Consider the following 22,616-nt stretch of genomic DNA (forward strand, 5'->3'; position numbering starts at 1 on the left):
CCGCCTGCGTGGCGGGGTGCGTCGTCTTGGGCCTTCGGCGCTGCTATAATCCGCCCGCCTCGCCAACCACCAATCGCCGACTGCCAGGAGACGCCATGTACGCGCTTGCCCGTTCGATCCTGTTTCGCCTCGACGCCGAAACTGCCCACGGCCATGCGCTCACTGCCCTGGATCTGGCTCATCGCTTGAAACTGACGGGGCTGGTGGCGGGGGGGCGCGTCGACGATCCGGTGCAACTGATGGGGCTGCGGTTTCCCAACCGGGTAGGGCTGGCCGCGGGGTTGGACAAGAATGGCGACCATCTCGATGCGCTGGGCGCACTCGGCTTCGGTTTCGTCGAGGTCGGTACCGTCACGCCCAAGCCCCAGGAAGGCAATCCCAAGCCACGTCTGTTCCGCTTGCCGGAGCATGGCGCGATCATCAATCGCATGGGCTTCAATAACGCCGGCGTCGACCACCTGGTGGCGCGGGTCAAGGCGGCTCGTTTCGATGGCGTGATCGGCATCAACATCGGTAAGAACCTCACCACGCCGGTGGAGCATGCCGTGGATGATTATCTTATCTGCCTGGAGAAGGTTCATGCCCATGCCGACTATGTGACCGTGAACATCTCCTCGCCCAATACGCCGGGGCTGCGCAACCTGCAGTTCGGCGAACACCTCGATGCCTTATTGGGCAGTCTGCGCGAGGCGGGCACTCGGCTGGACCAGGCCGCTGGCCGGCGGGTGCCGCTGGCGGTCAAGATCGCACCCGACATGAGTGTCGAAGAGGTGGGGCTGGTGGCCGAGAGCATCGCCAGGAGTGAGATCGATGCGGTAATCGCCACCAATACCACGGTATCGCGCGAGGCGGTGGCCGGTGTGACCCATGCCGACGAGCAGGGTGGTCTCTCGGGTCGTCCGGTCTTCGAGCCTTCCAATCGTGTAATTCGCGAACTGCGCCACCATCTGCCCGCCCTGCCGATCATCGGGGTGGGCGGCATCGACAGCGGTGCAGCGGCGCTAGCCAAGGTCGAGGCCGGTGCCGACCTGGTGCAGCTCTATTCAGGTTTCATCTACCGCGGGCCGAGCCTGGTCGGAGAGTGCGCCCGGGCGATCAAGGCGGCGGGAGCAAAGGGGTAGCAGGGCGGAGGGAAGGGAGCTGGCGGTTCATGTCGTGAACTAGAAAGCCCGCGCAAGGCGCGGGCTTAGCTCATTCCTTGCCACACTGGCGGTGGCAAAGGGACGATCGGTTGGTGGGAAAGTCGCTACATTACCATCGGGTTCTTGTGAATCCCGGAGACGCCGGTCATGCCGGCCCACTGGTCTCCTCGGCCTTCACGCCAACCACTCATCCAATATTCTCGTATATTGACATCCTGACTGGGACAGTCGTCGCGAGAGCGCCCGGAAATACCGGCCTTGTAGCCATGGAGATAGGCGCGTTGGAAGCGATCACGTTTCTGTCTTTTCATCGGATGACCTCTTGTCAAGGTACCAATTTGGGACGTACGACATGCACGCCCCGGCGTTCTACCGATCGCTAAGCCGTTATTGCATCCTTTTAACGACAGCAGAGCGAGGCCATGCGGGTCCAGTCTAGACCCGCCAAGTAAACGCATGCGTCATTACAGTAGCTACCATGACTACTCTTAGCCCATCATGGGGGCCATTGTCGACCTATGTTTCGTCATAAGATCGAGACAAATTTGTAACGAAAGGAATATTGCCCGGCCGAAGGGGGCGGGAACGCTTCATGAGAGAGTCATCCCAACGTGAAATACGGTCTTTCCTGGCCACCTGTCCCAAGGGGCTGGAAGAGCTGCTCGCCGACGAATTGCGTTCGCTGGGTGCCGAGCCGCACAAGACGACGGTAGCCGGCGTTCACTTCCAAGCCGATCTCGAGACCGCCTATCGCGCCTGCCTGTGGTCGCGGCTGGCCAATCGTATCGTGCTGTGCCTGCTGCGCGAGGAGGGCGTCGAGCGTCCCGAGGAACTGCATCGAGCGGTTTGCGGCGTCGACTGGCCCAGCCACCTGCGCCCCGGTGCCACCCTGGCAGTGGACTTCCATGGGCGCAGCGAGCAGATTCGCCACACTCGCTTCGGTGCCCAGACCGTCAAGGATGGTGTGGTCGACGCCCTGCAGGCGCGCGGGCTGCCGCGCCCCGGCGTCGATCTGCAGCACCCCGACCTGCGACTCTACGCCAACCTGCACCGCGGCCGGCTGACGCTGGGCGTGGACCTCTCCGGCGACAGCCTGCACCGGCGTGGCTATCGACGCGACGTCGGCCATGCCCCGCTCAAGGAGAACCTGGCCGCGGCGCTGTTGATCCGCGCCGGCTGGGCGCAACGCCTGCGCGATGGCGCACCGCTGGTCGATCCGCTGTGCGGTGCCGGTACCCTGCTGATCGAGGCAGCGCTCATGGCCGCCGACATGGCGCCCAACCTGGGCCGGGTACGCTTTGGCTTTCACGGCTGGGCGCAGCACGACGAGGCAGTGTGGGCCGAACTCAAGCGCGAAGCCGAAGCGCGTGCCAGTATCGGCCGCAAGCGCTGTCGCAACCGCTTCTACGGTTTCGATGAGAGTCCCCCTGCGCTGGCGGCGGCAAAGTCCAATGCCATGCGTGCCGGAATCCCTGCGCTGATCGAGTTCACCGGCGCCTCGCTCACCCAATTGAGTCGACCCGCCGAACTGGACGAGGAGGTGCGGGGGCTGCTCATTACCAACCCGCCTTACGGTGAACGGCTAGGCGAGCTGCCCGAGCTGGTGACGCTCTACCGGGATCTGGGCGACGGCGTGCGACAAGCCTTCCCCGGCTGGCGTCTGGCGGTGTTCACCGCCAACCCCGACCTTGGCCACCGAATCGGGCTGCGTGCCGACAAGCAGTATTCGCTCAGAAACGGCCCACTGGAGGCCAAGTTGCTGCTGATGGACGTACCCGCCGAGAGCCGCGAGGGGGAGAGTGCCGCTGCCGGCACCAGCGCTGCGTCGCGCAGCGAGGGGGCGCAGATGTTCGCCAACCGCCTGGAGAAGAACCGCAAGCGGCTCAGGAAATGGCTCAAGCAGACGGGTGAAACCTGCTATCGGCTCTATGACGCCGACATGCCCGAATATGCCTTGGCAGTGGATGTCTATGACGGCCGGGTCCACGTGCAGGAGTACGCGCCGCCGCGCTCGGTGAATGCCGGCCAGGCGCAGAAGCGCCTGTTCGATGCGCTGCAGGTGATCCCCGAGGTACTCGACGTCGACCCCGGCCAGGTAGTGATCAAGCGTCGCGAGAAGCAGAGCGGCAAAGCGCAGTACCGCAAGCAGGCCAGTAGCGGAGAGCGCTTTCAGGTGCGCGAAGGCAGAGCCCGGCTGTGGATCAACCTGCGCGACTATCTCGATACCGGTCTGTTCCTCGACCACCGGCCGGTGCGACGCATGCTGCGCGAAATGGCAGCGGGCAAACGTTTTCTCAACCTGTTCTGCTACACCGCCGCCGCCACGGTGCAGGCGGCGCTCGGTACCGAGGAGGCGGGTGGGGCCAGCGACAGCGTGAGTGTCGATCTCTCCAATACCTACCTGGAGTGGGCGCGGGACAACTTCACTCTCAATGGACTCGATCCGGCGCGCCATCGCGTGGTGCGCGACGACTGCCTGCGCTGGCTGGAAACCGCCAAGGCGCAGTTCGACTTGATCTTCCTCGACCCGCCGACCTTCTCCAATTCGAAAAAGATGGAGGGTACCCTGGATGTGCAGCGTGACCACGCACGCCTGGTGACGCTTGCCATGGCACGTCTGGCACCGGGTGGAACCCTGGTGTTCTCCAACAACCAGCGCCGTTTTCAGCTCGACGAGGGCCTGGCCGAACGCTTTACGGTGGAGGATATCTCGATGCGCACCTTCGATCCTGATTTCCAGCGCCGTCCCGACATCCATCATGTATTCCGGATTCGCCACCGTGCAGCGACATGAAGTTTCTCTCCGCTCTTCATTTCTGCGCCACTCTGCCGATATTCACTCTGTGTCGTCGGTTTACCAGGGAGAGGTGACATGAGGCACCTGACGTTATACACCACCTTGGGCTGCCATCTTTGCGAGCGGCTCGAGGCCATGTTGTCCGTGCTGCACGATGGAAAGTATCGGCTGGAGAAGGTCGAGATCAGTGAGGACGAGGCGCTGATGGCGCGCTACGGCGTACGCATCCCGGTGCTGGTCGACGAGGCGGGCGATGAGCTCGATATGGGCTTCGAGCCGCCGCGGCTGGCGGCGTGGTTGTCCGAACGCCACTGCCTCGACGAAGCCGCCTGGCAGCGGCTGGGAGCGCAGTTCGTGCCTCAAGAAGCGCAGGATGAGAGCAAGCGTTCAACCCAGCGACCCGCGGAACGGCGCTATCTAGGCTGAGCCGCTTACGTTGACCCAGCGTAAGCCAGGGTTTCGCTTTGAAGTGGTGTGAGACCCTCGGCTTGGCAACAATCATGAAGCATGGATCCGAAAGCACAGGGGGTGTAAATGAGTGCACCGCAACGAAGGCGGTGGCAGTACATCGCCCTGGGCTGTACGTTGCTGCTGGCGCTTGCGGACACGGTGCAGAGTGCTGCGGACCCCGGCGGAATATGGCTGACCGAGGAGGAGCGTCGCTACCTGGAGCAGAACGAACCCATCGTTTTCGTCAGCCAGAGCCGCTACCCCCCATTCGAATTCCTTGACGACAACGAAGAGCGCCACGGCATCATGGTGGAGCTGGCTCAATGGATTGCCACCGAGGCCGGCTTCCACGCGCAGTTGACCGACACCGTCTTTCACCAGGCTCAGGAGCGCGTGATGAGCGGTGACGCCCATGTCCTGACGAGTTTCTTCTACAGTGAGGCTCGCGATCGCCAGTTCGATTTCACCCAGACGGTATTCGAGGTCCCCGCCGCAATCTTCGTTGCAGTGGAACGCCCCGACGTTGCTCGTGTGTCGGACCTCGATGGCAAGCGTGTTGCAACGCAGCGTGGCGACTATGCCAGGGAGTACCTGGCGTCGTTGGATATCGAGATCGAACTGATCCAGACCGACGATTTTGCCAGCGCAGCGCGAGCCGTAATGGAAGGAGATGCCGACGCCATGGTGGGCGACGAGCAGATCGTTCTCTATTACCTTTACAGAAGCGGCTTCCATCAGCGTATGAAACGAGTCGGCGAGCCGCTGTACGTGGGGCGCAATGCCATGGCGGTGGCGGAAGGAAATCACCTGCTGCAGTCGATTCTGAACAAGGGAATCGAGCATGCTCGCAGCAGTGGAGCGCTCGACCGGCTGTACGGTAAGTGGGTCGGCGCCGAGCTGCCCGGTGCCGGGGTCGACTGGCGTGGCTATTGGCCCTACGGGGGAGGCCTGGCGCTGCTGGTCGTCCTGATCGTTGCCTGGAACGTCAGGCTGCGCCAGGCGGTTCGACACAAGACGGCGGAACTCGGACTCGCCGCGAGCGTGTTCAGCCATGCGCGGGAGGGCATCGTCATTACCGATGCCAAGGGCGATATCCTCGAAGTCAACGAAGCCTTCACACGGATCACCGGTTATCGTCGCGATGAGGTCCTGGGCAAGAATCCGCGTCTCCTGCAGTCGGGCCAACAGGAGGAGAGCTTCTACCAGTCACTATGGAAGGAGCTGCTGGAAAAGGGCGCCTGGGAAGGTGAGCTCTGGAATCGGCGCAAGAACGGCGAGACCTACCCCGAATTGCTCACCATTTCGAAGGTCTGCGACAGGCAGGGCCAGGTGTCGCACTTTGTAGCCGTGTTCACCGACATCAGCCGGCAAAAAGAGCATGAGCGCCAGCTTCAGAGCATGGCATTCTTCGATAGCCTGACCGAGCTGCCGAACCGGATCCTGTTGGCCGACAGGCTACGCCAGGCCATGCTGGCCGCGCGGCGCAGCGGCTGCCAAGTGTCGTTGGCCTACATCGACCTGGATGGTTTCAAGGAGATCAACGATCGTCTGGGGCATGACTTTGGCGATCGGGTACTGGTGGTAATTGCCGAGCGTCTGACGTCGGCCCTGCGTGAGGCCGATACGGTGGCCCGCCTCGGAGGGGACGAGTTCATCATCGTACTGCCGGAACAGAACGATGTGGCGACCGTGAGCGTCCTCATCGCCCGTCTGCTGCGCCGCATTGCCGAGCCTATCGAGATTGAGCAGACCTACCTTTACGTGTCCGGCAGCATCGGCGTGGTGCATTTTTCGCCTGAAGACGAGATCGAGCCCGAGCAGTTGATTCGCCAGGCGGATCAGGCCATGTATCAGGCCAAGCAGGCGGGCAAGAATCGCTTTCACATCTTCGATGCCGAACACGACCGTGCAGTGCGCGGGCACCACGAAAGCGTCGAGCGTATGCGCGAGGCCCTGGCCAATGACGAGTTCGTGCTCTACTACCAACCCAAGGTCAACATGTCCACCGGCGAGGTCGTCGGCGTCGAGGCGCTGATTCGCTGGCAGCATCCCGAGCGAGGGCTGCTGGCCCCAGCCTCCTTCCTGCCGGTCATCCAGCAGCATCCTCTGGCCATTGACCTGGGCGAATGGGTGCTGTCCCAGGCACTCGGCCAGTTCGAGGCTTGGGCTAAAGCCGGCATTCGACTACCGGTCAGTGTCAATATCGATGCCATTCACCTCCAGCAGGGCGACTTCGTCGAGCGGCTGCGCGCCGAGATCGCTCGCCATCCGAGTGTGCAGCATGGCGATCTCATGCTTGAAGTACTCGAGACCAATGCACTGGAAGATGTCACTCATGTGGCATCCGTGATGAAGGCATGTCGCGGGTTTGGCGTCGAGTTCGCGCTGGACGATTTCGGTACCGGTTACTCCTCGTTGACTTACCTACGCCATTTTCCCGCCAGCGAGCTTAAGATCGACCGCAGTTTCGTACGCGACATGCTCGATGACCCGGAGGATCTGACGATACTCGAAGGCGTGCTCGGGCTGGCCGTCGCGTTCCGCCGGGGCATCATTGCCGAAGGGGTGGAGACGCTGCTGCACGGGCGCATGCTGCTGGCGATGGGCTACCAGCTGGGGCAAGGCTACGCCATCGCCCGGCCCATGCCCGCGAAGGCGATTCGGAGCTGGCTCGAGTCATGGCGCCCCGATCCGGCCTGGCGTCAGCGTCAGCGTGCCCGGCCGGAAGAGCTGCAAGCCATTTATGCCATGGTCGACCATCGCGCCTGCGCTGCCGGTCTGCTGCACTACTTGAAAGGTGAGTTGGCCGACCCGCCGACGGTGAGTAGTCGCAAGAGTCGACTGGAACAGTGGCTCTCCGCTCTCGATGAATCATCGAGCAGAGGGAGCGAGCACACGGCGCGGATCGCCGCACTCTGCACCGTCTACGATCGGCTTGCCGAGGAGGCGCTGCAACTCAAGGCGCATGAAGACGACGAGCAAGTGGAGCAGCATACCCGCCAAATGGCGGGAGTGAGCGAGGAATTGCTGGATCTGCTGCAGTACTGGATCGATGCCAGCGAGGCCATACAGGAGGACCCGTAATTGACGCAGCCTTAGAGCGAATCCAGCAGCGAGAGCTGCCGCACTGCGGCCTGGCCCTCGGCGCTCTCGGCTTCCACTTCGAGTACCTTGCGCAGGCCACGTGACGATTGGATGGTAGTCTCATCGGACAGCCACATCATTGCCTGATCGTGATCGTCGGCCAGCATGTGCTTGAGTCCACCGAACTGGGTGCCGATCTGCCCCCAGGCGCGGCTGAATATCCAATCACCGAACATGTCCTGGTGAATGTGCACCAGCACGTAGTCGTGTTCACTTTCCCAGCGGACGATCACGAAGGCTCCACCAACATTGAGGCGCTACCGGGAGGTAGCGCAAAGGGTTCGTGCGGTATTGTAAGGCTTAACGCCGCCGGCACAAGCCACGCCAGCTGCCTTTGTCACTGCTACCTCAGGGAGAGAAAACGTGAGGATTCTCGTCGATACCAACGTACCCGGTGCAGAAGCCTGCTTCGGCCCGCTGGGTGAATTGGTGAGGCTGCCGGGACGTGAGATCGACCCCGCGGCCCTGCGCGATGTCGATGCGCTGGTGATCCGCTCCATCACTCGGCTCGATGCGGCAACTATCGATGCGGCCAAGGCGCAAGGTGCTCGCTTGCGCTTCGTCGGCACCTGCACCATCGGCACCGACCACGTCGACCAGGCAGCCCTGGCGCGTCACGGCATCGCATTTGCCAGTGCGCCGGGCTGCAACGCCGAAGCAGTGGTCGACTACGTGCTGGGAAGCCTGCTCACCCTCGCCGAATGCCAGGGCTGGCGACTCGCCGAGCGCCGCATCGGCATCGTTGGGGTGGGCAACGTGGGTGGACGGCTACGTGAACGTTTTGCTGCCATGGGCATCGAGTGCCTGGCCTGCGACCCGCCCCGCGCACAGCGTGAGGGCAGCGACGGTTTCTCCGATCTGGAGACACTGATCGGCGAGTGCGACGTGCTGTGCCTGCACACCCCACTGGTACATGAAGGCCCGCATGCGACCCATCACCTGCTCGACGCCCAGCGAATCGTCGAGCTGGCTCCCGGCACGTTAGTGCTCAACGCCGGACGCGGCGACTGCATAGACGGTGCTGCGTTGCGTCAGCGGCTGTCGGGTCAGGGCGATATCAGTGCCGTGCTGGATGTCTGGGAGGGGGAGCCAGGGATCGATCCGGCGTTGCGCGATCTAGCCTCACTGGCTACGCCGCACATCGCCGGCCATAGCCTCGATGGCAAGCTGCGCGGCACCCATCAGATCTATACGGCTCTGTCGCGCTACCTGGGGCTGTCGACGCGACTCGCCCTGTCCGATCTGCTGCCGGATCCCCCCGTGCCGCGCCTGGCACTGCAGGGCGGGCTGACGCCGGATGAGGCACTGCGGCTGTGCCTGCGCACGGTATATGACGTACGACGTGATCACGATAGCCTGCAACGCGAGAGCCGCCGGCTCGGCATTGCCCAAGGTTTCGATGTCTGCCGGGCGAACTATCCGCTGCGCCGCGAGCTTTCGACACTCACGGTCGAGCTTGGGCCCGATACCATGCAGCTGGCGCCTTGCCTGCAAGGGGCGGGGCTAGGTGTGACCGGGTCCTTGGCATAGGCGAATCCCCAACGAAAAGGGCCCGTCATTTGACGGGCCCGATGCGTTTGGAAGCTGCGCCTCAGCGGTAGGCGGCTTCCTTGAGTGCTCGAATCCGGTCGTCCAGCGGCGGGTGGCTGGCGAACAGGCGCTCCATGATCTTGCGCGTCTGCCCGGCATTGATGCCGAAGGCGGTCAGGGTATCCGGCATCTGGTTGGGCATGTTGCTCTCGGCCTTGAGCCGGGCCAGGGCGTTGATCATGGCGCCGGAACCGGCGAGCCGGGCACCGGCCGCATCGGCACGATATTCGCGGAAGCGCGAAAACCAGGCGACGATGGCCGAAGCGATCAGGCCGAATACGATCTCGGCGACGATCACCACGGCGAAGTAACCCATGAAGCCGAGTCCTGCGCCTTCGTTGCGCGAACGCAGGAAGTTGTCCACCAGGTGGGCCACAACCCGGGCGAAGAACATCACGAAGGTATTCACCACGCCCTGGATCAGCGCCAGGGTCACCATGTCGCCGTTGGCCACGTGACCGATCTCGTGGGCCAGCACCGCACGCACTTCTTCAGGGCGCATGCGGTTGAGCAGACCGGCGGAGACTGCCACCAAGGCGTCATCCTTGTTCCAGCCGGTGGCGAAGGCGTTGGACTGCTGTGCGGGAAAGATGCCCACTTCCGGCATCTTGATCCCGGCCTGCTGCGCAAGCTCGGCCACGGTATCGAGCAGCCACTTCTCGGTGGCGTTACTCGGCTGCGTGATCACCACCGTACCGGTGGAGCGCTTGGCCATCCACTTGGAGATGAACAGTGAAATCATCGAACCGGCCATGCCGAAGATGAAGCAGAAGATCAGCAGGGCGTTGAAGTTCATGCCCTGCTCGGTCAGATAACCCTCCACCCCGAGCAGGCGTAGCGTAATGCTGGCAACGACGATTACCGCCAGGTTGGTGCCCAGGAAGAGCAATATTCTCATCATCGGGGGAGTCTCCGTTCGTAGGGCGCGGGCCGACGCTGCGGCCCTTGCAAAATCTGCTGATTAGATACGGCCCGTTGAAGGAGGTTTCAAGGCTAGGCCGTAAATCGAAGCGTAACGGGGCTTACTGACGATAGCGCGACAGGAAGCGGGCGAAGCGATCCAGGGCGTCGCCGAGCTGGTCGGCCCAGGGCAAGGTGACGATGCGCACATGGTCGGGTTCCGGCCAGTTGAAGGCCGTGCCCTGCACCAGCAGGATCTTCTCCTGCAGCAGCAGGTCGAGTACCAGCCGCTGGTCGTCCTGTATGGGATATACCTTGGGATCGAGCCGCGGGAAGGCATAGAGCGCCCCTTTGGCCTTGGTGCAGCTCACGCCGGGAATGGCGTTGAGCTTCTCATAGGTGATATCGCGCTGGGCCAGCAGGCGACCGCCGGGCAGGATCAGGTCGTTGATCGACTGGTAGCCGCCCAGTGCCGTCTGGATGGCGTGCTGGGCCGGTACGTTGGCACACAACCGCATCGAGGCGAGCATGTTGATGCCCTGGATATAGTCCCTGGCCCGCTGCATCGCCACGCCGCCGGAGAGGATCATCCAGCCGGAGCGGAAGCCGGCGCAGCGATAGCTCTTGGACAGCCCGTTCATGGTCACCACCAACTGGTCCTCGTCGGCCAGCGCCCCGGTGGAGACGTGTTCGGCATCGTCGTAGAGGATCTTGTCGTAGATCTCGTCGGAGAACACGACGAGATCGTGCTCGCGAGCGATGGCCAGCAGCTCGCGCACCACCTCGGGGGGATAAACCGCCCCGGTGGGGTTGTTGGGGTTGATGATCACGATGGCACGGGTGTGGCCGGTCACCTTGGCACGCACGTCGGCGATGTCCGGCGCCCAGTCGGCCTGCTCGTCGCAGCGGTAGTGCACGGCGTGGCCGCCGGCGAGGTTGGCGGCGGCGGTCCACAGCGGATAGTCGGGTGCCGGAATCAGGACCTCGTCGCCGTCGTTGAGCAGCGCCTGCAGCGCCATCACGATCAGCTCGGAGACACCGTTGCCGATGTAGATGTCCTCGATGCCGACGCTGGGAATCTCCTTGCGCTGACACTCCTGCATGATCGCCTTGCGCGCCGAATAGAGACCCTTGGAATCGCAGTAGCCCTGGGCGGTGGGCAGGTTGCGCATCACGTCCTGGAGAATCTCCTCGGGGGCCTCGAAGCCGAACGGGGCGGGGTTGCCGATGTTGAGCTTGAGGATGCGCTGGCCTTCGTCTTCCAGCCGCTTGGCGTGTTCGAGCACGGGGCCGCGGATGTCGTAGCAGACGTTGTCGAGCTTGTGCGATTTCCTGAACGTGGTGGGCGTGTCCATGAGGTGTCCGAGGTTCTAGTGGTGTCCGGTGGTTCCGGCCAGGCGCGAGCTGCCGGAACTCAGTGATTATGCTGAAGTATCGGCGTTGCCGCTATCGTTGTTCGCGGCCTCGCCAATCGCTTCCTCGTCATCCGCCGGGACGGGGATGTCGGCGGGTGTCTCCAGCGTCAGGCGGCCCAGCTTGCCGTCGCGCAGCTCGTGCAGCAGCACCTCGGCACCACGGTGCAGGTCGACCTCGCCACCGGGGCGCAGGCCGCCACGGCGGCTGGCGATCTCGGTCAGAATCGCATGGCCGTCGAAGCCGGCCACGGCCAGCAGGTCGATGCGCTGGGGGCCGTCGGCCTCGACCTGTTCCGCCTGGGGGTTGGCGGCGTAGGGCGGCAGCTCGGTCAGTTTGTAGCGAGCCTTGAGCGACTCGGGATAACGTCGGGCCAGCTCGGCGGCAGTGACCACACCCACGTCGACGTAGTCAATGGCGGTATCGCGAATGGCACCGGTGGCGGCCAGGCGATAGGCACTGGCCTGATCCTCGATCTTCGGCCACAGCACCCCGGGAGTATCGATCAGTGCCACGCGACCTTGGATGCGTACCTTCTGCTGGCGCTTGGTTACTGCCGGTTCGTTGCCGGTCTTGGCGATGGCCTTGCCGGCCAGGCCGTTGATCAAAGTCGACTTGCCCACGTTGGGGATGCCCATGACCATCACCCTCACGTCGCGGTCGGCGCGCACCTGCCCGGCCAGCTCATGGCACAGCTTGGGAATGCGCTTGAGTTCGCGGGCGTTGGTGGTGGTAACGGCCAGTGCCCGGGTATTCGGCAGCGAGTCGAAATGCTCGACCCATTCACGGGTACGCTCCGGGTCCGCCAGGTCGGCCCGCGAGAGAATCTTCAACACCGGCTTGTGGCGGGTCAGGCCGGCGAGCATGGGGTTGGCGCTGGAGTAAGGCAGGCGGGCGTCGAGAACTTCGATTGCCACGTCGATTTCCGGCAACGCCTCCTGTATCTGGCGTCGCGCCTTGTTCATGTGTCCCGGATACCAGCCGAGCATGTACCACTCCTGCAAACGTTTGAGGCCGCCCATCATAGCAGATGGGCGGCCTCGGCAGAGCAGGGGACGGGCTATTCGCCGGGATGGAAGGCGATGGACACCGAGTTGATGCAGTAGCGCAGCCCCGTGCTCTTGGGTGGGCCATCGGGGAAGACATGGCCCAGGTGGGCATCGCAGTGGGCGCATACGACCTCGGTACGCTGCATGCCGTGGGAGTCGTCGTGGCGCTCTTCGACGCAAGCCTGGCCAAGCGGGCGGTCGAAGCTGGGCCAGCCACAATGGGCTTCGAACTTGTGTTCGTTCTCGAACAGCGGCGCGTTGCAGCACACGCAGTGGTAGATGCCGTGCTCGTCGGTGACCTGATAGTCGCCGCTGAAGGGGCGCTCGGTACCCTGTTGCCGAGTCACCCGGTACTGCTCCGGCGTGAGCTGGGCTTGCCATTCGGCATCGCTCTTCTCGATCTTCTTGCGCATGGCCTTTCTCTCCTGCTGGTGCGACGTCTTCATCAGACACCCATAGCTTGGCTGCTTTCCATTGCTTCGGCCAACCCAGGCCGACAGTTGACAGCTTCCAGGGGCTTGAGTAAGATTCGCGCCACCTCGTTGAGGCAGAGAACGAGACGGCTGCGTCCCATTCGTCTAGTGGTCCAGGACACCGCCCTTTCACGGCGGGAACAGGGGTTCGAACCCCCTATGGGACGCCACTCGTTTCGTTGCTGGTTCAGCAGGTACCGGAGTGCGGGACTGAAGTGCGGGAATAGCTCAGTGGTAGAGCATCGCCTTGCCAAGGCGAGGGTCGGGAGTTCGAATCTCCTTTCCCGCTCCAAATTCTGCTTCGGCAGAATGAGCAGGTTCCGCTCCTACTGCGTCCCATTCGTCTAGTGGTCCAGGACACCGCCCTTTCACGGCGGGAACAGGGGTTCGAACCCCCTATGGGACGCCATCTTCCGGTTGCATCCGCAGTAGCGGTTGCATTGCTGATTGCATAGACTTGCGTACGTGCGGGAATAGCTCAGTGGTAGAGCATCGCCTTGCCAAGGCGAGGGTCGGGAGTTCGAATCTCCTTTCCCGCTCCAGATCCTGCTTCGGCAGGGGTACAGATCACCTTCTCGGTGATCGCGCATTGTCTGGCTGCTGCGTCCCATTCGTCTAGTGGCCTAGGACACCGCCCTTTCACGGCGGGAACAGGGGTTCGAACCCCCTATGGGACGCCACCTTTCGGTTATACTGCATGGGCAGGCATGACCGAGACCGATCAAGCGGGAATAGCTCAGTGGTAGAGCATCGCCTTGCCAAGGCGAGGGTCGGGAGTTCGAATCTCCTTTCCCGCTCCAGTTTTCTTTTCAATCTCCAAGATGCCAAGGCTTGGGCCGTGATCTGGTGCGCCAGCCCGGTCGAATCTCCTTTCCCGCTCCAGTTTTCTTTTCAATCTCCAAGATGCCAAGGCTTGGGCCGTGATCTGGTGCGCCAGCCCGGTCGAATCTCCTTTCCCGCTCCAGTTTCTTTCCCTGTTTCGAAGATGCCAAGGCTCGGCCCGGGAGCCGGAACGCCGGACCGTCGAATCTCCTTTCCCGCTCCAGTTTCTTATCCGTTCTCCAGAATGCCAAGGCTCGGGCCGGAAGCCGGGGCGCCGGACCGTCGAATCTCCTTTTCCGCTCCAGTTTTCCTCCCCCCAAAATTTCTATTACCTTGCCCATGGGCGAGGCAGCTGCGTTTTTCCCGGGCCAGGCTTGAAAAATTCCTTCGCGCCCTAATCTCTTGAACTCGTTTTCGCTTCGCAAGGATGTCCCATGGCCGAACCGGCGCTGTCGATCCGTGGCCTGACCAAGGTCTACGGCAACGGCTTCCACGCCCTGAAGGGTATCGACCTCGACGTCGAACAGGGCGACTTCTTCGCCCTGCTGGGCCCCAACGGGGCCGGCAAGTCCACGACCCTGGGCGTGGTCTGCTCGCTGGTGCAGAAGACCGCCGGCCAGGTCTCGATCTTCGGCATCGACATCGACCGCGATTTCGCCCGCGCCAAGTACCACCTGGGCGTGGTGCCCCAGGAATTCAACTTCAACCAGTTCGAAAAGGTGGTCGACATCGTGCTGGCCCAGGCGGGCTACTACGGTATGCCGCGTCGGGAGGCACTGCCGCGTGCCGAGACGCTGCTCAAGGATCTTGGCCTGTGGGACAAGCGCAACGGCAGTGCGCGCATGCTCTCGGGCGGCATGAAGCGCCGCTTGATGATCGCCCGCGCGCTGATGCACCGGCCCAGGCTGCTGATCCTCGACGAACCCACCGCCGGGGTCGACATCGAACTGCGTCGCAGCATGTGGGAGTACATGCGCCGCATCAACCGCGAGGAGGGCACCACCATCATCCTCACCACGCACTATCTCGAGGAGGCCGAGAGCCTCTGTCGCAACGTGGCGATCATCAACCACGGCGAGATCGTGCGTAACACCAGCGTGCGTGGCCTGCTCGCAGAACTCGACACCGAGACTTTTCTGCTCGACCTGGCTCGCCCCGTTGAGCAGGCCCCTCATATCGAGGGCTTCGAGGTGCACAAGGTGGAGGGCGCGCAGCTTGCCGTGGTGGTGCACCGCGGACAGCGCCTGAACGATGTATTCACTGCCTTGGGTGAACAGGACATCGAGGTGGTTTCGATGCGCAACCGCGCCAACCGGCTGGAGGAGATGTTCGTGTCGATGGTGGAGCAGGGCAACGATGAGCGTCGCGAGGCCGAACGGGCGGAGGTGGGCAAATGAGCGCCAGCCAGATCGCCATCGCCCTCTGGACCCTGGTCTTCAAGGAGATCAAGCGCTTCACCCGCATCTGGCCACAGACATTGCTGCCGCCTTCGATCACCATGGCCATGTACTTCATCATCTTCGGCAGTCTGATCGGCTCGCGCATCGGCGAGATGGACGGTTTCAGCTACATGGACTTCATCGTTCCGGGGCTGATCATGATGGCGGTAATCACCAACAGCTACTCCAACGTGGCCTCGAGCTTCTTCTCCAACAAGTTCCAGCGCAGCGTGGAGGAGATGATGGTATCGCCGATGCCCAACTGGGTGATCCTCACCGGCTTCGTGCTCGGCGGGATGTCGCGCGGATTGGGCGTAGGCCTGATCGTGACCCTGGTGTCGCTATTCTTCACTCGCATCAGCGTGGCGCACCCGCTGCTGACCATCGGCGTAGTGGTGCTCACCGCGGCGCTGTTCTCCATCGGCGGCTTCATCAACGCGCTGCTGGCCAACAAGTTCGACGACGTCTCGATCGTGCCGACCTTCGTGCTCACGCCGCTGACCTACCTGGGCGGAGTGTTCTACTCGATTTCGCTGCTGCCGACCTTCTGGCAAAATGCCTCGCTGCTCAACCCGATCCTGTACATGGTCAACGTGTTCCGTCACGGCTTCCTTGGTGTCTCCGACATCCCCGTGGGCTGGGCGCTGGCCGCTATCGTCGCTTTCATCGTCGTGCTCTTCACCGTCGCGCTGTGGATGCTCGAACGCGGCAAGGGAATACGGTCATGACACATCGCCCCGATACGCTCGAGCACGCCCCGCTGGGGCGCGAGTCCGCTTATCCCGAGCACTACGATGCCGGGCTGCTCTATCCCATACCACGCGCTGCCAACCGCGGGCCGTTGGGTATCGAGGAGGGCAGCCTGCCCTTCGTCGGTGAGGACGAGTGGCACGCCTTCGAGGTCAGCTGGCTCAATGCTCGTGGTAAGCCGCTGGTGGCCGTGGCGCGCTTCCGCCTGCCGGCCGAGTCGCCCAACCTGATCGAATCGAAGTCGTGGAAGCTCTACCTCAATAGCTTCAATCAGACCCGCTTCGAAAGTCGCGAGCAGGTGATCGACGTGCTCGAGCGCGACTTGGCCAAGGCGGCCGGGGCGCACGTCGCGGTGGAGCTGTTCGGTGTCGATGACACGACGCTTGCCGCCTGCCGGCTACCCGGGGAGTGCCTCGATGAACTCGACATCGAGATCGACGATTACACGCCCAGCGCCGAGCACTTGAAGGTCGGCGAAGAGATGGTCGAGGAGACGCTCTACTCGCACCTGCTCAAGTCCAACTGCCCGGTCACCGGCCAGCCCGACTGGGGCAGCGTGCTGATCCGCTATCGTGGCCGCAGGCTCGACCGCGAGGGCCTGCTGCGCTACCTGATCGGTTATCGCCAGCATCAGGACTTCCACGAGCACTGCGTGGAGCACATCTTCACCGACCTGATGGCCAAGGCGAAGCCTGAGCGGCTGCTGGTGCTGGCACGCTACGTGCGCCGCGGCGGGCTCGATATCAGCCCATGGCGCGCCACGCCGGGCGAACGCCCGCCGGAGCCGCTGCGCTTGGCGAGGCAGTAGGCCTGGCACGACAGTCAAATTTCCAACTGGTAAAGTTCGATCAATACTTCTTCGGCTGACAAGGGAATCGTATGGACGCACTCACCCTGCTGCACCAGCGCAGTTCGATGGGCAAGTTGACCGGCCCGGCGCCGAGCCCCGAGCAGATGGAGGCGATCTACCGCGCCGCGCTACGAGCACCCGATCACAAGGAGTTGCGTCCGTGGCGCTTTATCGAGTTTTCCGGCGAAGGCCTCGAGCGGTTGGGTGAGCTCTTCGCCGAAGCCGAGTATCGCGAGGACCCGAGCATCGAGGACGCCGCCCTGGACGCTGCGCGCAAGAAGCCGTTGCGTGCGCCGATGATCGTGGCGGTCGTCGCCAAGGTGACACCCGATGTGGAGAAGGTGCCCAAGATCGAGCAGGTGATCTCGGCCGGCTGCGCCGCCCATGGCATCCTGCTGGCGGCGCACGCCCTGGGTCTGGGTGCCATGTGGCGCAGCGGTAAGTACGCCTTCGACCCCAGCGTGCGCAAGGGACTCGGCCTGGAGGAGGAGGACGAACTGATCGCCTTCATCTACCTCGGCCAGCTCGCGGGGCGTCACAAACCCATCGCCGAGCATCGCCTCAGTGACTTCGTCGAGCGCTGGACCTGAAACCATGCGTGACGTCGGCATACCGCATCCACGCTTGCCGCTGCCCGCACCCGGCAAGCGGGACGACCTTCAGGCCTTCCTCGCCTGGTTGAGTGACGCCATTCCCATGGTCGAACACCTGGGTATCCGCGAGATGCGCTGGGAAGGGGAGTGTCTGGTGTGGGAGCTCTCTCTCGTACCCAACCTCAACGACAAGGGCACCGGCTTCGGCGGCGGGCTCACTGCGCAGACCACCCTGCTGGGCTGGTGCTGGACCACCCTGTGGCTGCGCCAGCGTGGCCATGCCCGCGACGTCGTCGTGGCCGAGGCCAGCCAGCGCTTCCTGGCACCGGTCACCGGCGACTACCGGCTTACTTGCGCCCCGGAAAGCGAGCACGGCCCCGAAACGCTGGCAGAGCGCTTGGCCAGCCGCGGGCGCGGTCGTATCGCTCTCACGCAGCAGCTCTGGTGCGGCGACACCCTATGCCTGGAAGCCCGCGGCGACTACGCCGTACTGCCCGCTAGCTGACGGCGCCGAAGCCGAAAACCGGCTTGCAAACGCGCACTTAAGCCGTTAGACTTTGCGCCGTTCTGACGCACAAGGCACAGCCAACGGGCGTGAGGACCACAATGTGGAGGGGTGTCCGAGTGGTCGAAGGAGCACGCCTGGAAAGTGTGTAAGTCGCAAGGCTTCGAGGGTTCGAATCCCTCCCCCTCCGCCAAAAATTACGAAAAAGCCGCTGATCTCAGCGGCTTTTTCTGTTTCTGCAAGAACTGAGCCCATACTTCGCGCATGGGTTTAACTTCTGAGAAAAAAGCGTAGCCGGAACTGCGTTTTCGGGACACGACTTAGCGACGTCTCCAAACTGCTTCAGGCCGCCCAGAAACGCTGCAGGCGGATCAAGCACTTCAGAAGCGGGAGCAGGGCGTCTGGCCAGTGCGCCCGGCCTTAGCGCCGCAGGTGCGAGTCGAAGACCTCCATCAACTCGCGCTTGTCCTCAAAGCCGATTCCCGGCACTTGTGGCAAAGCCACACGGCCTGCGTCGATGGGCGTCGAGTCCGCGAAGCCGCCGAAGGGCGCAAAGACTCTCGGGTAGGATTCGTTGCCGCCCAGCTTGAGGCCGGCAGCGATATTCAGGGCGAACTGGTGACCGCCGTGAGGAATGCACTGACGCGATGACCAGCCATGCTGATTCAGCACCTCGAGCATGCGCAGGTACTCTACCAGGCCATAGCTGAGCACCGGGTCCATCTGTAGGATGTCGCGGTCGGCCCGCATGCCGCCATAGCGCAGCAGGTTGCGGGCATCCTGATGAGAGAACAGGTTTTCGCCAGTGGCCATGGGCGGGCCGTAGTGCTCGCCAAGCTGCTGTTGCAAGGCGTAGTCGAGCGGGTCGCCGGCCTCCTCGTACCATCGCACCCCATAGGGGACCAGGCCCTCGGCGAAGGCCAGCGCGGTCTTGAGATCGAAACGGCCATTGGCGTCGACGGCGAGACGCGAGGCATCGCCGACGACCTCGATCGCCGCCTCGACCCGTTCGAGGTCTTCCGCCAAGGGCACCCCACCGATCTTCATCTTGGTGCAGGTGTAGCCCAGGTCGAGATAATCGCGCATCTCGTCCTTAAGGGCGCTGACCTGCTTGCCCGGGTAGTAATAACCGCCCGCCGCATAGACCGAGACTTTTGCGTCGGTTGTGCCGTCCCCGTGACGCTCGGCCAACAGCTGCGCCAGCGACTTGTTCTCCACCTTGGCGACGATGTCCCACACGGCCATGTCGATGATGCCCACCGCCACCGAGCGCTCGCCATGGCCGCCGGGTTTCTCGTTGGCCATCAATACGTCCCAGACCCGGAAGGGGTCGAGGTTGGCGCCGCTGTCATCGAGCAGGACTTGCGGGTCGGCTTCGCGCAGGCGGGGCAGGAAGCGTTCGCGCAGCAGGCCACTCTGCGCATAGCGGCCATTGGAGTTGAAGCCGTAGCCCACCACTTGACGGCCATCGACCCGTGCGTCGGTGTAGATCGCCAGCACCGATACGTCCATTTTGGCGAAGGAAATGTAGGCGTTGGCAATGTCCGAGGCGATCGACACCCGCGCCTCACGAATATCGGTGATTCTCATGCATGACTCCCGATTGGAATTGACTAGAAGAACAGGCCAGAGGGCAGGCGCACATTGAGCACCTCCGTGAAGGCCAGGTAAAAGACGCCAACCAGCGCCAGGATGATCGGGCTCCACATCAGCAAGCGCTGCCAGGTAACCACCGTATCGACCCTGGCCAGGTACCAGGTAAGCGCGAAGAAGGCGAGGAGCGTCGTGAGCAGGAACCCCAGCACCTCGACCAGGCCCCACCAGAGAAAGAAGCCTATGATGACCGTGACCAGGCGCCGTGGGCTACCGGTGATCTCGATCTGGCGGTCACTCGGCTTGATGAATCCCTTGACGATCAGGGCGATCGAAATGAGCGTGAGGATCAGCAGGACGGCACGCGGAAAGATGATGCTCAGCCTGCCGATATCCGCCCGCGGGAACCAAAGCACGGAACCGAATACCAGGCCGAGGACGCCCGCGGCGATATCGGTATTGATGCGCACAATCATGCCGAACCTCCGCTATCCTCTTCGACTTTGTCCAGGAGCCCCTTGCGAGCCAGCCACTTGGGCACCAATGCCGTGGCCGCGCCCAGCAGCACCATGCCGGCCAGCACCATGGAAAGCGGATTGCTCACCAGTCGCAGCCAGGGAATCGGATCGACCACCGCCGCCATCAGCGTCTGCACATAGCCCTGTTCGGCAATTCCCCCCAGAATCAGGCCAAGTACGATGGGTGCGGCCTGGATGCCGATCAGTCGCAGGAAGTACCCGGCCGTGCCCAGGATCAGCATGATCCCGACATCCAGCAGGCTGTTGCGTAACGCAAAGGTGCCGAGAATGGTCACCATGGCGATGCTCGGCACCAGGAAGTAATAGGGCGTGCGGATCACCACGCGGTGTATCAGGCGCCCGCCCAGTAGCCCCACGGGCAACAGCAGCAACGCCGCCAGCCCCATGGAGAGAATGAAACCGTTGGTCAGCACCCCGGACTCGGTGAAAAGATCGAGCCCCGGTCGCAGGCCATGCATCAGCAAAACCCCGAGGATGATGGCATCGGGAGGCGCCCCGGGAATGCCCAGCGTCAGCAACGGCACCATGCTACCGGCGACCATGACGTTATTGCTCGATTCGGACGCCACCACGCCATCGATGTTGCCCTTGCCGAAACTCTTGGGGTCCTTGGAGAAACGTCGCGCCTCGTTGTAGGCCACCAGGCTGGTGACGTTGCCTCCGGCGCCCGGAATGATCGCGATGACCTGGCCGATCAGGCAGGAGCGGATCAGATTGACCGGCTTGCTGAAGATATGCCGCGCGATTCTGGCGATGGAGACCTCTTTCTTGCGCAGCTCGCCACCACCGGGTAAGGCCCCACGCCCTTCCGCCGCCATGGTCAACAGTTCGGGTATCACGAACAGCCCGATCAGCGCCACGATCAGCTCGATGCCGCCTTGTAACGGCGGATAGCCGAAGGTGAAGCGGCTTTCACCACCGACCGGCGACACCCCGATCGTGCTCAGTAGAATGCCGATACAGCCCGCCAGCAGGCCCTTCAGCAGGGAGTCGCTCGACAGACTGGCGACCAACGTCAGCCCCAGCATCGCCACCCAGAACATCTCCGAGGGCCCGAAGGCCACCGCCAGCCGCGCGAGCGGCGGCGCGAGGATCAACAGGAAGATCACCCCGACGATGCCACCCACCACCGAGGCGATGGTTGCCGCGGCCAGGGCCTCGTAGGCTCGGCCCTGGCGTGCCATGGGGTAGCCGTCGAAGGTGGTGGCAATGGACGAGGGGGTGCCGGGGGTATTGATCAGAATGGCGGTGAACGCCCCACCGTAGATGGAGCCCATGTATACCGCGCCCAGTGCGATCAATCCCTGCAGGGCCTCCATCGAGAATGTGAAGGGCAGCAGCATGGCGAGTGCCATCGTGGCCGTGAGCCCCGGCATGGCGCCGATGAAGAGCCCCGCCGAGACGCCCAACAGAACCGTGAGGATACTTTCAACGGTGAGAAGGGAGGTCAGCGCCTCCAGTAACATCTCCATACACCTTCCCCGAGGCCACGCGCGCGTGGCAGTGGTGTCAAGAAAAGGGGCTCCGCCCGGGAGCCCTGCGGTGGGAGAGGTGTTACTCGGCCTCTTCGAGGATCGGGCCGTAGGCTTCGCGCAGCATGGCCATGACCTCGTCGACTTCGTCACCTGTGATGTATTCCATCACGAAGCCCAGCGGCTCCTGCTTTTCGGTGATCTGGCGATTGGCCTCGGCGAAGGCCTCTTCCAGGGTTGCCACTACTTCATCAGGCGTCCCCTTGGGCACCGCGACGCCGCGATAGGCCCCGCCCACGATGTCGTAGCCCTGTTCCTTGAAGGTCGGTGCATCGGGCAGTGCCTTGACACGCTCTTCGGCGGCCACGGCCAGTACTTTGACGCTATCGGCCATCTCGGTACCGAGCATGGTGTAATTGAAGATACCCGCGACATGGCCACCTTCCAACGCCCCTTTCAGTGGCCCGGTGCCGGAGAAGGGAATGTAGGTCAGGTCGATACCGGCTTCCTCCTCGAAGCGCAGCATGTCCAGGTGGTTGGCGCTGTAAGTACCGCTGCCGCCCAGGGTGATCGCCTCGGGATTTTCCTTGGCGTCCTCGACGAGATCCTCCAGCGTGTCGTATGGGCTGTCGTCGGGCACGATCAGCGCATTGGGCGTGGAGTGGAAGAAGGTCACGATCCGCCAGTCGTCGGTCTCGTAACCGGCGTCATTGCGCTGGATCGGCTGGCCGATGATATGAGGAATATTGACCCCGATGATCTCGTAACCATCAGGCTCGGCGTTGTTCTGGAACTCGCTCCAGGCCACGGCACCCCCGCCACCCGGCCGGTGAGTGACGTTGACCGACACGCCAAGCTCCTCTTCCAGGATCGGCTCCTGGAAACGCGCCGTCACATCGGATTCACCGCCTGGATCGAAGGGAATGATGTAGGTGATGTCTTCTTCCGGGTACTCGGCCTGGGCCAGCCCGGCAAGGCCCATGGCGGCGACCGCCGTCGCGGACATTGCCAGCGTCTTGTAGGTGAAGGTCATGGCATGCTCCAACGTTGTTGTAGTGTCTTTGGGGTAGCGACCCCACCACTCAAGCTAGCCAA

The 22,616-nt window shown here is 63.1% G+C and carries 20 protein-coding genes and 7 tRNA genes; 17 read left to right on the forward strand and 10 right to left on the reverse strand.

Annotated features, from left to right (window positions below; genetic code table 11):
* The first annotated feature begins 95 nt into the window (after positions 1-95).
* Entirely contained in the window at positions 96-1,121 is a 1,026-nt protein-coding gene (locus HNO52_RS07025; RefSeq protein WP_197568451.1) for a quinone-dependent dihydroorotate dehydrogenase, read from the forward strand.
* 125 nt (positions 1,122-1,246) lie between these two features.
* Here the strand turns inward: HNO52_RS07025 and rmf are convergent, their stop codons facing one another.
* Positions 1,247-1,453: a ribosome modulation factor gene (gene rmf / locus HNO52_RS07030; RefSeq protein WP_111412507.1), complete on the reverse strand. Its 207-nt coding sequence runs from the start codon at positions 1,451-1,453 to the stop codon at positions 1,247-1,249.
* Between the two features lie 281 nt (positions 1,454-1,734).
* On the opposite strand from rmf, the gene rlmKL reads away from it, so the two are divergent.
* From rlmKL to HNO52_RS07045, 3 genes are all read left to right on the forward strand, one after another.
* Positions 1,735-3,936 carry a bifunctional 23S rRNA (guanine(2069)-N(7))-methyltransferase RlmK/23S rRNA (guanine(2445)-N(2))-methyltransferase RlmL gene (gene rlmKL / locus HNO52_RS07035; RefSeq protein WP_197568452.1) on the forward strand — a complete coding sequence of 734 codons (2,202 nt, stop codon included), beginning with the start codon at positions 1,735-1,737 and terminating at the stop codon, positions 3,934-3,936.
* 78 nt (positions 3,937-4,014) lie between these two features.
* On the forward strand, positions 4,015-4,365 hold the full coding sequence (locus HNO52_RS07040) for a glutaredoxin family protein (protein ID WP_197568453.1): 351 nt from the start codon (positions 4,015-4,017) through the stop codon (positions 4,363-4,365).
* A 108-nt stretch (positions 4,366-4,473) separates the two neighbouring features.
* Positions 4,474-7,473: an EAL domain-containing protein gene (locus tag HNO52_RS07045; protein ID WP_197568454.1), complete on the forward strand. Its 3,000-nt coding sequence runs from the start codon at positions 4,474-4,476 to the stop codon at positions 7,471-7,473.
* 11 nt (positions 7,474-7,484) lie between these two features.
* On the opposite strand, the gene HNO52_RS07050 is transcribed toward HNO52_RS07045, so the two are convergent.
* A complete protein-coding gene (locus HNO52_RS07050; RefSeq protein ID WP_197568455.1) occupies positions 7,485-7,766 on the reverse strand; it encodes a hypothetical protein in 282 nt (93 codons plus the stop codon).
* Positions 7,767-7,896: 130 nt separating this feature from the next.
* Between HNO52_RS07050 and pdxB the strand changes: the two genes are divergently transcribed.
* A complete protein-coding gene (gene pdxB, locus HNO52_RS07055; RefSeq protein ID WP_197568456.1) occupies positions 7,897-9,063 on the forward strand; it encodes a 4-phosphoerythronate dehydrogenase PdxB in 1,167 nt (388 codons plus the stop codon).
* 61 nt (positions 9,064-9,124) lie between these two features.
* On the opposite strand, the gene htpX is transcribed toward pdxB, so the two are convergent.
* The 4 genes from htpX to msrB form a co-directional block, all read right to left on the reverse strand.
* Positions 9,125-10,024: a protease HtpX gene (htpX, locus tag HNO52_RS07060; RefSeq protein ID WP_197568457.1), complete on the reverse strand. Its 900-nt coding sequence runs from the start codon at positions 10,022-10,024 to the stop codon at positions 9,125-9,127.
* A 121-nt stretch (positions 10,025-10,145) separates the two neighbouring features.
* Positions 10,146-11,378 (reverse strand): pyridoxal phosphate-dependent aminotransferase, encoded by a 1,233-nt coding sequence (locus HNO52_RS07065; RefSeq protein ID WP_197568458.1) that lies wholly within the window; start codon positions 11,376-11,378, stop codon positions 10,146-10,148.
* 66 nt (positions 11,379-11,444) lie between these two features.
* Entirely contained in the window at positions 11,445-12,425 is a 981-nt protein-coding gene (gene ylqF, locus HNO52_RS07070; RefSeq protein WP_197568459.1) for a ribosome biogenesis GTPase YlqF, read from the reverse strand.
* Between the two features lie 71 nt (positions 12,426-12,496).
* Positions 12,497-12,898 carry a peptide-methionine (R)-S-oxide reductase MsrB gene (msrB, locus tag HNO52_RS07075; RefSeq protein ID WP_197568460.1) on the reverse strand — a complete coding sequence of 134 codons (402 nt, stop codon included), beginning with the start codon at positions 12,896-12,898 and terminating at the stop codon, positions 12,497-12,499.
* 154 nt (positions 12,899-13,052) lie between these two features.
* Between msrB and HNO52_RS07080 the strand changes: the two genes are divergently transcribed.
* From HNO52_RS07080 to HNO52_RS07135, 12 genes are all read left to right on the forward strand, one after another.
* A tRNA-Glu gene (locus HNO52_RS07080) sits at positions 13,053-13,128 on the forward strand.
* A gap of 47 nt (positions 13,129-13,175) precedes the next feature.
* Positions 13,176-13,250: transfer RNA gene (locus tag HNO52_RS07085), tRNA-Gly, on the forward strand.
* A gap of 41 nt (positions 13,251-13,291) precedes the next feature.
* Positions 13,292-13,367 (forward strand) — tRNA-Glu (locus tag HNO52_RS07090).
* 58 nt (positions 13,368-13,425) lie between these two features.
* Positions 13,426-13,500, forward strand: a tRNA-Gly gene (locus tag HNO52_RS07095).
* A gap of 62 nt (positions 13,501-13,562) precedes the next feature.
* A tRNA-Glu gene (locus HNO52_RS07100) sits at positions 13,563-13,638 on the forward strand.
* Positions 13,639-13,683: 45 nt separating this feature from the next.
* Positions 13,684-13,758: transfer RNA gene (locus HNO52_RS07105), tRNA-Gly, on the forward strand.
* A gap of 456 nt (positions 13,759-14,214) precedes the next feature.
* Positions 14,215-15,177, forward strand: coding sequence for an ABC transporter ATP-binding protein (locus tag HNO52_RS07110; protein ID WP_197568461.1), 963 nt, complete (start codon positions 14,215-14,217; stop codon positions 15,175-15,177).
* On the forward strand, positions 15,174-15,947 hold the full coding sequence (locus HNO52_RS07115) for an ABC transporter permease (protein ID WP_197568462.1): 774 nt from the start codon (positions 15,174-15,176) through the stop codon (positions 15,945-15,947). The genes HNO52_RS07110 and HNO52_RS07115 overlap by 4 nt, the downstream gene beginning before the upstream one ends.
* On the forward strand, positions 15,944-16,777 hold the full coding sequence (queF, locus tag HNO52_RS07120) for an NADPH-dependent 7-cyano-7-deazaguanine reductase QueF (protein WP_197568463.1): 834 nt from the start codon (positions 15,944-15,946) through the stop codon (positions 16,775-16,777). Before HNO52_RS07115 ends, queF begins: the two co-directional genes overlap by 4 nt.
* A gap of 71 nt (positions 16,778-16,848) precedes the next feature.
* On the forward strand, positions 16,849-17,409 hold the full coding sequence (locus tag HNO52_RS07125) for a nitroreductase family protein (protein WP_197568464.1): 561 nt from the start codon (positions 16,849-16,851) through the stop codon (positions 17,407-17,409).
* Positions 17,410-17,413: 4 nt separating this feature from the next.
* Positions 17,414-17,917 (forward strand): YiiD C-terminal domain-containing protein, encoded by a 504-nt coding sequence (locus HNO52_RS07130; protein ID WP_197568465.1) that lies wholly within the window; start codon positions 17,414-17,416, stop codon positions 17,915-17,917.
* A 105-nt stretch (positions 17,918-18,022) separates the two neighbouring features.
* A tRNA-Ser gene (locus HNO52_RS07135) sits at positions 18,023-18,110 on the forward strand.
* A 227-nt stretch (positions 18,111-18,337) separates the two neighbouring features.
* On the opposite strand, the gene HNO52_RS07140 is transcribed toward HNO52_RS07135, so the two are convergent.
* The 4 genes from HNO52_RS07140 to HNO52_RS07155 form a co-directional block, all read right to left on the reverse strand.
* Positions 18,338-19,507: a mandelate racemase/muconate lactonizing enzyme family protein gene (locus HNO52_RS07140; RefSeq protein ID WP_197568466.1), complete on the reverse strand. Its 1,170-nt coding sequence runs from the start codon at positions 19,505-19,507 to the stop codon at positions 18,338-18,340.
* A gap of 23 nt (positions 19,508-19,530) precedes the next feature.
* Positions 19,531-19,986 (reverse strand): tripartite tricarboxylate transporter TctB family protein, encoded by a 456-nt coding sequence (locus HNO52_RS07145; RefSeq protein WP_197568467.1) that lies wholly within the window; start codon positions 19,984-19,986, stop codon positions 19,531-19,533.
* Positions 19,983-21,521: a tripartite tricarboxylate transporter permease gene (locus HNO52_RS07150; protein WP_197568468.1), complete on the reverse strand. Its 1,539-nt coding sequence runs from the start codon at positions 21,519-21,521 to the stop codon at positions 19,983-19,985. The genes HNO52_RS07145 and HNO52_RS07150 overlap by 4 nt, the downstream gene beginning before the upstream one ends.
* A gap of 82 nt (positions 21,522-21,603) precedes the next feature.
* Positions 21,604-22,554 (reverse strand): Bug family tripartite tricarboxylate transporter substrate binding protein, encoded by a 951-nt coding sequence (locus HNO52_RS07155; protein ID WP_197568469.1) that lies wholly within the window; start codon positions 22,552-22,554, stop codon positions 21,604-21,606.
* Positions 22,555-22,616 lie beyond the last annotated feature (62 nt).

This window comes from Halomonas sp. MCCC 1A13316, from assembly GCF_014931605.1.
Taxonomy (GTDB): Bacteria; Pseudomonadota; Gammaproteobacteria; order Pseudomonadales; family Halomonadaceae; genus Halomonas.